Annotated in this window: 11 protein-coding genes; 5 read left to right on the plus strand and 6 right to left on the minus strand. The window is 66.6% G+C overall.

Annotation, left to right across the window (positions count from 1 at the left end; genetic code table 11):
- Positions 1 to 172 precede the first annotated feature (172 nt).
- Positions 173 to 460 carry a hypothetical protein gene (locus VFC51_17140; GenBank protein HZT08752.1) on the plus strand — a complete coding sequence of 96 codons (288 nt, stop codon included), beginning with the start codon at positions 173 to 175 and terminating at the stop codon, positions 458 to 460.
- Here VFC51_17140 and VFC51_17145 read toward each other — a convergent pair.
- On the minus strand, positions 457 to 750 hold the full coding sequence (locus tag VFC51_17145; protein ID HZT08753.1) for a hypothetical protein: 294 nt from the start codon (positions 748 to 750) through the stop codon (positions 457 to 459). The two genes, VFC51_17140 and VFC51_17145, sit on opposite strands and share 4 nt — an antisense overlap.
- Before the next feature lie 65 nt (positions 751 to 815).
- On the opposite strand from VFC51_17145, the gene VFC51_17150 reads away from it, so the two are divergent.
- The 3 genes from VFC51_17150 to VFC51_17160 all read left to right on the plus strand — a co-directional run bounded on the left by VFC51_17150 (position 816) and on the right by VFC51_17160 (position 3,755).
- Entirely contained in the window at positions 816 to 2,687 is a 1,872-nt protein-coding gene (locus tag VFC51_17150; GenBank protein ID HZT08754.1) for an acetyl-CoA carboxylase carboxyltransferase subunit alpha/beta, read from the plus strand.
- 106 nt (positions 2,688 to 2,793) lie between these two features.
- Positions 2,794 to 3,258 carry a carbon monoxide dehydrogenase subunit G gene (locus tag VFC51_17155; protein ID HZT08755.1) on the plus strand — a complete coding sequence of 155 codons (465 nt, stop codon included), beginning with the start codon at positions 2,794 to 2,796 and terminating at the stop codon, positions 3,256 to 3,258.
- Positions 3,259 to 3,290: 32 nt separating this feature from the next.
- Positions 3,291 to 3,755, plus strand: a complete 465-nt coding sequence (locus tag VFC51_17160) for a hypothetical protein (protein HZT08756.1) — start codon at positions 3,291 to 3,293, stop codon at positions 3,753 to 3,755.
- A gap of 22 nt (positions 3,756 to 3,777) precedes the next feature.
- Here the strand turns inward: VFC51_17160 and der are convergent, their stop codons facing one another.
- From der to VFC51_17185, 5 genes are all read right to left on the minus strand, one after another.
- Entirely contained in the window at positions 3,778 to 5,106 is a 1,329-nt protein-coding gene (gene der, locus VFC51_17165) for a ribosome biogenesis GTPase Der (protein ID HZT08757.1), read from the minus strand.
- A gap of 3 nt (positions 5,107 to 5,109) precedes the next feature.
- Positions 5,110 to 6,471: a CdaR family protein gene (locus VFC51_17170; protein ID HZT08758.1), complete on the minus strand. Its 1,362-nt coding sequence runs from the start codon at positions 6,469 to 6,471 to the stop codon at positions 5,110 to 5,112.
- Positions 6,468 to 7,304: a diadenylate cyclase CdaA gene (gene cdaA / locus VFC51_17175; protein ID HZT08759.1), complete on the minus strand. Its 837-nt coding sequence runs from the start codon at positions 7,302 to 7,304 to the stop codon at positions 6,468 to 6,470. Before cdaA ends, VFC51_17170 begins: the two co-directional genes overlap by 4 nt.
- Entirely contained in the window at positions 7,301 to 8,224 is a 924-nt protein-coding gene (gene argF, locus VFC51_17180) for an ornithine carbamoyltransferase (protein HZT08760.1), read from the minus strand. Before argF ends, cdaA begins: the two co-directional genes overlap by 4 nt.
- An 89-nt stretch (positions 8,225 to 8,313) precedes the next feature.
- Positions 8,314 to 9,072 carry a hypothetical protein gene (locus VFC51_17185; GenBank protein ID HZT08761.1) on the minus strand — a complete coding sequence of 253 codons (759 nt, stop codon included), beginning with the start codon at positions 9,070 to 9,072 and terminating at the stop codon, positions 8,314 to 8,316.
- A gap of 219 nt (positions 9,073 to 9,291) precedes the next feature.
- Here VFC51_17185 and VFC51_17190 point away from each other — a divergent pair.
- Positions 9,292 to 9,515, plus strand: a 224-nt coding sequence (locus VFC51_17190; protein HZT08762.1) for a hypothetical protein, incomplete at its 3' end; no start/stop codon positions are given.

The following is a 9,515-nucleotide window of genomic DNA, read 5'->3' on the forward strand; positions in this document are numbered from 1 at the left end:
GACCGGCAGCTACGATCTCGGCATCTGGCTCAATGGGCTATCGGCGGCGCTGTGTTTCGTCGCTCTCGTCCTAGTCCGCCCCGTCCGCCCGAGAGCCACGGAGTCGAGGCGCATATTGGAGGCAGCGCCAGAGCGTTGAAACAAGCCGGTCGATGCGGGATCATGTTGGGTAATGGACCTGGCTGAGTTTGAAGAGCTCGAGCGCCGCGTGGCACAGCGAGACCGCTGGGCTTTCTCTCAGCTTCACAAGGCCTATGAGCGAACCATCCACTACTTTGTCCTCTCGAAAGTCAGCGTTCCCTACGTTGCCGACCAGATCACCGCGCGGATCTTCGATCGCGCGTGGGAGCGCATCGATCGCTACCGCTGGCAGGATTGGTCGTTTCACGTGTGGATCCTTCGAATTGCCCGCGACGAGCTTGCCGATCGGGGCTACGCCGACGAGGTGGCGGCCGGCTAGGACGGGCGGGTCCGGTCCCATTCGGCCACGTTCCACGTGTGGATCCGCGTCGGCGCGGTGGGTTCGGGCGGGCCCGTGACGTCAGAGACGGCAAGAATGGGATCGAGGTCCCAGTAGAGCGGCATCATCATCTCGATGCGCACCAGGTCGCGAATCAGCTCTGTGCGCTCTGCTTCATCGATCGTGAGCTGCAGTCGCTCGATCGCGTCTTGCGCGGGCTGGCTGCAGTAGCCAGCCGTATTTCGACCGCGCCAGCGGTTCGAGGGGTTCGGGACCGTTCGACAGCTCACGTGAGGTACGCGAGAGAACCGCAACAAAACCTGCAGCGTCGACGCGAAAATGGTAATCAATTGGTATGCCAACGTCGCGGCCGGACCCCAACGTGATTCCCGAGGACCCGCATCGCGCGAGCGACGAGGTCGGAGCGATATGTTGTCCGAGCTGTGGCGCGTCGGTCCATGGCACGGACACCTATCGCGCATACCGGGTTTGCGAGCGGTGCAGGCACCATTTCTCCCTATCGGCGCGCGATCGGATCGATCAGCTCGTCGACGATGGGTCGTTCGTGGAGACGAGCGCTGAGCTGGTATCGCTCGACCCCCTCCATTTCTCCGACCGTCAGCCCTACACCGAGCGGCTCGCCCAGGCTCGAGAGCGAACCGGACTGACCGAAGCGGTGGTCACCGGTGTGGGCCGCATCGCGGGTCATGGGGCGGTTCTGGCGGTGTCGGACTTCGCGTTTCTGGGCGGCACGATGGGCTCCGTGGTGGGGGAGAAGGTCGCCCTTGCCATGGAGCTGGCCCAGCGGCGGCATCTCCCGTTCATCGCGGTCTGCTCAAGCGGCGGTGCCCGCATGCAGGAGGGCATGCTCAGCCTTGTCCAGATGGCGACGACCGCCGCGAGCGCCATGCGTCTCCATCGCGCTGGTGTTCCTATGGTCTGCGTGCTGACCGATCCCACGACGGGCGGTGTGTATGCGTCGTACGGAAGCCAGGGGGACGTCATTCTCGCCGAGCCGGGCGCGCTCATCGGGTTCGCTGGCCCGCGCGTCATCGCCGAAACCACAGGGGAGCCACCGCCTGAGGGGACGCACACGGCGCAGTTCCTTCTGGAGCACGGCATGGTCGATCGCATTGTCGATCGCAGCCAGCTCCGCGGCACGCTCGCCACGCTGCTCGATCTGTTTGGCTCGTCGCGTCGCGCAAGGACAGCCGCTCGCAAAGACCTGTATCGACCGGAGGCTAGCCCTCCGGAGTCGGCATGGGAGGAGGTGGAGCTGGCTCGGAGGCCGGACCGGCCGTCGGCCGCCGACTATCTGACCCTGCTTTCCCCCGGCTTCATCGAGCTGCACGGCGACCGCGTGTACGGGGATGATCCGGCCCTCATCGGAGGACTCGGCGAGATCGGCGGCATTGCCTGCGTCATCCTGGCGCAGGAGCGGGGTCGAGGCGAAGAGGACCGCCAGCGACGCCACGCTGGGCAGATGCATCCCGAAGGGTACCGAAAGGCCGCCCGCCTGATGCGGATGGCCGCGACGCTCGGATTACCCATTGTGACCCTCATCGATACGCCGGGCGCCGCGCTCGATTACGCTTCCGAGGAGCGGGGCTTGGCCACCGCGATCTCCACGTGCTTGGCGAACCTTTCTATCGCACCGGTGCCGGTCGTTTCGACCATCATCGGCGAAGGCGGGAGCGGTGGCGCGCTCGCGCTCGGCGTGGCCGACAGAGTCCTGATGCAGGAGAACGCCATCTACTCGGTGATTGCTCCGGAGGGCGCGGCAGCCATCCTCTATCGGTCTGCCGCTCACGCCCACGAAGTCGCCCGGGCACTCAAGCTCACCGCATACGATTGCACGCGACTCGGCGTCGTGGACGTCATCGTGCCGGAGCCTGTCGGAGGCGCGCAGAACGACCCGCGCTATGCGGCGCAACAGCTCCGCAACCACATCCACGCGGCGCTCAGTGAGCTGCTGCGCGTTCCGCCTCGTCGACTGGTCGATCGGCGCTATCGGAAGTTCCGAGGCATGGGGCGCAAGGGCGCGCACTGGCGCGCCCTCCATGCCCAGGAGCGGGACGAGCTGCTGCGGCACGTAGCCCGGGGACTCGAAGGCGTGCGCGAGCGATTGTGGCCCGCGGCAGGCCGAAGCCACGCGACGGAATCGACCAGCGACGGCGCGCTCGTTCGGCCTGACGATGGCGATGGCCAGCCGGAGAGTGGGCCGTAGGCAACGCTTCAGCCGCGGACCCGTTTCCACGTCGATGGACGCCTCGACGGGAGCAGCCTCGGGAGTGCGCAGTATACTCTCGGGCGGCTGTTTAGGGAGGACGTGGTTGAAGATCGAAGGTCGGTACGATTTCAATTTCCCCCGCGAGCTGGTTTTCGCTCTCCTCGTCGATCCGGAAGCGCTCAAGGGCTGCATGCCGGGGTGCAAGCGATTCGATCCCATCGGCCCGGACGAGTACGAGGTCACGTTGGAGATGGGCGTTGCGGGGATCAAAGGAACCTACAGCGGAAAGGCGAAAATCGCCGATCAGGATCCTCCGAACCGATTGAAGCTGGTCGTGGAAGGATCGGGAACCCCGGGTTTCGTCCGCGGGGAAGGCGTGCTTACCCTGGAGCAGAACGGCGAGAAAACGGTCGTGGTCGTGTCGGGCGATGCGACGGCCGGCGGCCTCATCGCGAACGTCGGGCAGCGCATGCTGGGCGGCGTCGCAAAAATGATTATCGGGCAGTTCTTCGAGTGCATGCGAGGTCAGGCCGCATCCCGGGCCGGGGCCTCCGCGAATCGGGCATAGCGCACCCCCGGGTTCTCGCGCTCCGCGGCCCGATGGCATCACAAGTCGCACCATCGTCGCGGTTCCGCGGGCTCGGGCTCCGCGTTTCCTTCCTGCTCCTCGCTCTGGGCATCGCGATTCTGGTCGGAAGCGCGGTCGTCGATGTGGTTTCACGCGCGACAAGTCCAGAGGCCACCGTTCGCCGGTATTTCTCGGCACTCCAGCGCGGGGACATCGATGGCGCGCTCGAGTGCCTGGCGCCGGACATTCGCGCCCGCGAGCGCGCGTTCGTTGTCAATGGAGCGGACAACGAATACCGCGTCGTCGGCGTCGCCGTGCACGTTCCGTCGGTCCTGGATCGCCTCCGAGGAGCGTCTGCCCGTCCGAGCGACGTGACGATCTTTCTCGACATCATTCCCGCGGTGGACGGGCCCGAGTGGCAGGCAGCCCCGCGTGTGCCGCTGGTGGAACTGAACGGGCGGTGGTATCTCGGACGCGCGCCACTCGACAGCGGGTGAGCGACGGCGGCCTCCGGCGGTTCTATGTCTCCCGCTCGGACCGACCCCGAAGCACGAGGCGAATCCCCGTTCCCTCGAACCCGAACCGACGCCTGATCTGGTTCTCGATGTACCGTCTGTGAGAGAAGTGCACGATGGCGGGGTCGTTCACGAAGAGCACAAAGGTGGGGGGATTAGCCGCTGCCTGCGTGGCGTACAGGATCTTGACGGTCCTTCCTCGCTCGCTCATCGGATGGGCCATCGCGATCTGCTTCAGGAACTCGTTCACCTCCGCGGTGGGGATCCGTTTCCGCCGCTCGGTCGAGATCTTGACGACGCGATCCAACAGGCGCGAAACGTTGAGCCCTGTCTTCGCGGAGATGAACACGACCGGGGCGTAATCGAGAAACACGAGGCCTCGCCGGACCAGGGAGAGGTACCGGGCCCCGGCGTCGGGGGTTCGCTCCACCAGGTCCCACTTGTTGACGGCGATGACGCACCCCTTGGCCGCGTCATGGATCGCGCCCCCCACGTGGGCGTCTTGGGCCGTCACGCCGTCCTGGGCGTCGATGACCAGGATGGCAACTTCGGCGCGATCGATTGCCCGCATCGCTCGTATCACGCTGTAGGCCTCGATCCCGCGCTCGATCCGGCCGCGACGTCGGATTCCCGCAGTGTCGATCAGCACCATCGGGACGTCGTTGTGCTGGATCGCGGTATCGACCGCGTCGCGGGTCGTGCCCGGTGTCTCGTCGACGATGACACGCTCCTCGCCCAGGACCGCGTTCAGCAGCGAGCTCTTGCCGACGTTCGGTCGACCGAGGATCGCGACCGCGACGGGCTCACCGTCGGAAGCAGGCTGTTCGTCGGGCTGCCTGGGCGGGAGGAGGTCCACGACCCGGTCGAGAAGATCGCCGGTCCCCATCCCTCGCACGGCGGAGACGACCAATGGTTCGCCCAGCCCAAGCTCGAAAAAATCGGTCGCGCGGAGCCGATCAGACGGGCTATCGGCCTTGTTGACGACCAGGAGAACGGGTTTGGTCGCGCGGCGAAGCCGGTCCGCGATGTCCGCGTCGACGGGGACGGGGCCCGCTCGGGCGTCGACGAGAAAGAGGACGACGTCGGCCTCGGCGATGGCCGCCTCAGCTTGTTCGATGACGCTCTGATCCAAGGCTCTTTGGCTGTCGAGGCCAAGTCCGCCCGTATCGATCACGGAAAACGTTCGGCCGCGCCACTCGGCCTCCCCGTACACGCGATCCCGTGTGGTCCCCGGTGTCTCGTGGACGACGGCAAGCTGGCTGCCGACGAGCCGATTGAAGAGCGTCGATTTTCCGACGTTCGGCCGTCCGACGAGGGCGACGATGGGGCGCATTGGTTACGGATTCCGGGCAGGCGCCGGCGTTCGGGTTGTCGCGGGGGAGGGGCTCGACGCCGGAGCGGTCGCCGTTGATGGAACGGCCTCCGTGGGCTCGAGGGGCGTCGCGGTCGGGGCGGTGGTCGGAGTCACCTCCGCGGTCGGGCCGACGATGCTTGCGAGCGTGACCGTCAGCACCGACGGATTCGTCGACTGGACCGAGAGGCCAGGTGGTGGGCTAACGTCCACGGCGACCTGATGCGTCCCAGGGCCGAGGCCCGAGAGATTGAGGCTCACCCCCAAGTCGCCGGGCTGAAGCCCCCGGACCGCGCTCACGGGGCCCTGAAGGACAACCTGCACGCTGGGGATAGAGCTGGCAATTTGCAGTCCACTCCGGATGTTGGTCGCCGCCGGGACGATGGAGACGGATTGGCTGACCGGGATTGGTCCGATCCGCACGGTGACCGTCACGTTTCCGTCTTGCACGACCGACACATTCTCCGGCACGACCACGGAGACCTGGCGCGCGAACGTGACCGCGGCGTCCGACACGTCGATCTGTTCCGTCGCGACGAAGTTCACGCCTGCGAGAGGCTGAGGAGGCCCGACGACGGTGATGGCAGACGGCTCGGTCGTGATCCCCTCGATGACGTACCCGGATTGCACGGTGCCGGATATGGATGGCTCGACTCCAACCGTTTTGTAGCTGACCTGCTGGGTCACGGGGAGCTGGACGCGGATGGTGGCGGGATTGACTCGGAGCGACGGGCCCTGGCTGGTCACCTGCTGCCCCTGCGAGTCGACCGGTATGGCCGGATACCGCCCATCCACATTGGAAGTGACCGAATCGAGCCGAAAGTCGATGCTCACGGCGTCGACCGTTCGGACCGTTGAAGATGGCCCAGTCACCGTGGCGATGGTGGGGTCCAGCGTCGCGTCACCGGCCTCGTATCCAAAGGGCACCGAGCCGATTCGGTTGAGTCTGACGGGAACCTGCCGGTCGATGGTTTCGTCCAGCCGAAGAGTGAGGCGCGGGGGCGAAACGTCGACGACGTGCATCTTGGGGTCTGGCGTCTCGACCATCACCGGGTATTGGTCGGATCCGGGGGTGGCCTTGCTAAGGTCCACATAGGCTCTCAGGGAGCTCGGGCGAACATTCGCCTGGACGTCGCGGGGGGCGCTGATCCGGACCGAGACGGCCCTGCTGGCCGAGTCGTTGAGCACGACGAGGCCGGGCGGCAGATTCATCAGCTCGGCGCGCAGATCGTAGCTCTGGGTCTCGTTGGGGTTCTGCTCATGCTCGACGACGCCAAAAAGGGCGACAGAGATGACCAGCGCGACGAGGCCCCGCCCGAAGTCGATATGGGAAAAGATCGCGTTCATGACGCGCGGGATGGCACGCGAATCCGAAGGAGCTGGGGTATCGCCTCGCCGACGCCGGACTTGTAGAGCATCGGGAGAATGCGCCGAAGCTTCTGGTCGTCAAGGTTGCGCACCATGCGCCCGTTGTTGCTGATGGAGATCTGACCGGATTCCTCGGAGACGACGACCCCCAGCGCATCGGTTTTGGTCGTGATCCCAATTGCGGCTCGATGGCGAGTCCCGAACTGGTGGCCGGTCTCGACCGTCTCCGCGAGGGGCAGGACGCAGCCGGCCGCCAGGACGCGGTCGCCGCGGATGATTACTGCGCCATCGTGGAGCGGGGAATGCGGATAGAAGATGCTCAGAAGAAACTCAACCGAAAGGGCTCCATCGACGCGAATCCCGCTGTCAGCGTACTCGCCCAGCGGAATCTGCCGCTCGATGACCATGATGGCGCCCCAGTGCCGCTCGGCGAGCCGCCCAGCGGCGTCCGCGATGATGTCAATGGTTCGCTGGTTAGCGGTCAACCCCGTCGTTCGCGTGATGCCACGGGCGCGCCCGATTTGCTCGAGCGCCCGGCGCAGCTCTGGCTGGAAGAGAATTGGAATCGCGACCAGGAGGGCTGGGATCGCGTTGCGGAGCATCCAGCCGAGGACAGTGAGTCCGAACACGTTGCTCACGGCGGTGCCGACGAGGAAGACGAGCGCGATCCCGCGGAGCATGGCGACGGCGGTCGTGCCCTCAATAAGGGTCAGGATCCAGTACACGATAGCCGCGACGACGACGATGTCGATTGCCGCTCGGAAGTCGAACGCGAGCGCGACCGATCGAATGAATTCGATGGCGTCGCTCATCGAAGCGCCTGGTCTCCGACGAGCAAGTGGACGAGCAGCGCCTTTTGCGCGTGCAAACGGTTCTCCGCTTGATCAAAGACGATCGAGTGCGGACCTTCGATCACTTCGTCGGTAATCTCTTCACCGCGGTGGGCAGGCAAACAGTGCATGACGACGGCATGATCCGGCGCCGCGTTGACCAGCTCGGCGTTGACGCGAAACGGTGGAAAGACAGCGGCTCGCGCTTCGCGCTGCGCTTCCTCCCCCATGCTAAACCACGCGTCGGTATAAATCACGTCTGCCACGCGAACGGCTTCGACCGGGTCGTGTGTGACGGAGACGTCGCCACCCCGCGCTTTCGCGTCGGCAATGGCGGCTCCGTCCGGCTCGTAACCGGACGGGCCAGCAAAACGAAAGTGGAACCCCGCCAGGGGCGCTGCCTCGATCAAGGAGCGGGCCACGTTGTTCCCATCGCCGACAAAGGTGACGTTCAGCCCGCGGAGGCTCCCGAAGCGCTCGTGCATCGTGACGAGATCCGCCAGGATCTGGCAGGGATGGCTGCGATCGGAGAGTCCGTTGACGACGGGGATGCTGGCGGCCGCCGCGAGCTGTTCCACGTCCTCGTGGAGAAACGTCCGAGCGACGAGGGCATGAACGTAGCGGCTGAGAACTCGCGCGACGTCTGCGACCGCCTCCCGCTGTCCAAGGCCAACTTCCGCCGGTGAAAGGTACAGAGATCGGCCGCCGAGCTCCAGCGCTGCGATCTCGAAGGACACCCTCGTACGAAGAGATGGCTTCTGGAACAGGAGCGCCACCGTTCGGTGGAGGAGAAGCTCGCTCCCGATTGACGGGCGGCGCTTGAGATCGAGGCTGAGGGCTATGAGTCCGTCCAGCTCATCAGCCGTGAGCTGGTCGATCGAGAGAAAATCCTTCGCCCTCATCCGCACGTCTCAGGGGGATCTGCCGCCGAGTATACCAGAGCCGCTCACGGCGGCCCCGCCGGTGCGGCCGCCCAGAAGGCCGCGCCAGCTCACGGCGCGCTCCTTTCCTGAATTGGGGCGACCGGCGCAGCGGCGGGCGATACCGTCGAGGCAGGCGCTTGCGCATCGATCCCCGAGACGCCAGGCCGCAAGGAGCCGACCGTCGCGGACGGTTGATTGAGCACAGCGGGTGTCAGGGCACGGGCCGTCGGCGTCGCGCGAACGAGGGTGACCCGCTCGACCGTCGGCGACTCAATGACGATGACGGGAGTCGGCGTTGCCTGCGGTCGCGGAGGCTCCGTTGCTGTTGCCGGTGGCCGTGGGGTCGCCGTCGCCGTCGGCAGACGCAGGGGCACGGCCGTGGCGGTGGGTGGAAGCCGCACTGGCGTGGCGGTCGGGGCCTGGCGCAGCGGTGGCGCGATGATGACCACCGTGAACGTAGCCGACGGCAGAGGCGGCGTCGGGGAGGCGGTAGGTTCCCGGACCGTGACGGTGGGCGGCACCGTTGCCGTGGGCGGCGGGGTCGCCGTCGTCGTGGGTGAAGACGTGGGGGTCGGTGTCGGAGTGGACTCTGGGCGATTGGACACCATGGTGGTCGCGGCGAGTACGTACATCGTCGTCGCAAAGAGAAAGAGGATCGTGGCGATCAGCAGGGCCGCCGCGGCCGCGCTGCTCAAGCTATCGTACCAGCCCCAGCCCTGATGAAGGATCCCGGGTAGCGCAATTCGCGGCCCGGCGATGCCGTTGCGGCGTCTCCATCGTTCCCAGCGCCCGCCAAGCGCACGCGCCCAGCCCGCGATCGCGTTCACCGGGCGGCTCTCCCGTCGGTCGGTGCGTCCGCCTCGACGCGAACCAGACGGTCGTGAAGCCTCATCCGCGGCGGCGGGCCGCCGAATCGAGGATTACGGACGGGAGGCCCGGGCGGGCGCACCCCTGGGGGCACGATTTGTGGCTCGCGCGTCGGGGTAGACGTCGGACGAACGATCCCGGTCGGCGTCGAGGAGGGGATTTGGGGTGCGAGCGGCCGCGTGGGCCCCGGCGATGTCGCTCGCGCGGGTGTCGGCGTCACGAGCGCGAGCGTGGCCGTTGGCTCCGGCGTGTTGCTGGGCGTGGGCGTAGGCTCTTCTGTCGGCGATGGCTCCTCGGTGGACGTCGGAGCTGGCGTGGAGGTAGCCGTGCTCGTCGGCGTCATGGGACGAGTGGGCGACGGGGCCGGAGTGGCGGACGCGGTGGGCGTCGCAGCGGGCTGCGC

Source organism: Chloroflexota bacterium (genome assembly GCA_035652535.1).
Lineage (GTDB): Bacteria > Chloroflexota > UBA6077 > UBA6077 > SHYK01 > DASRDP01.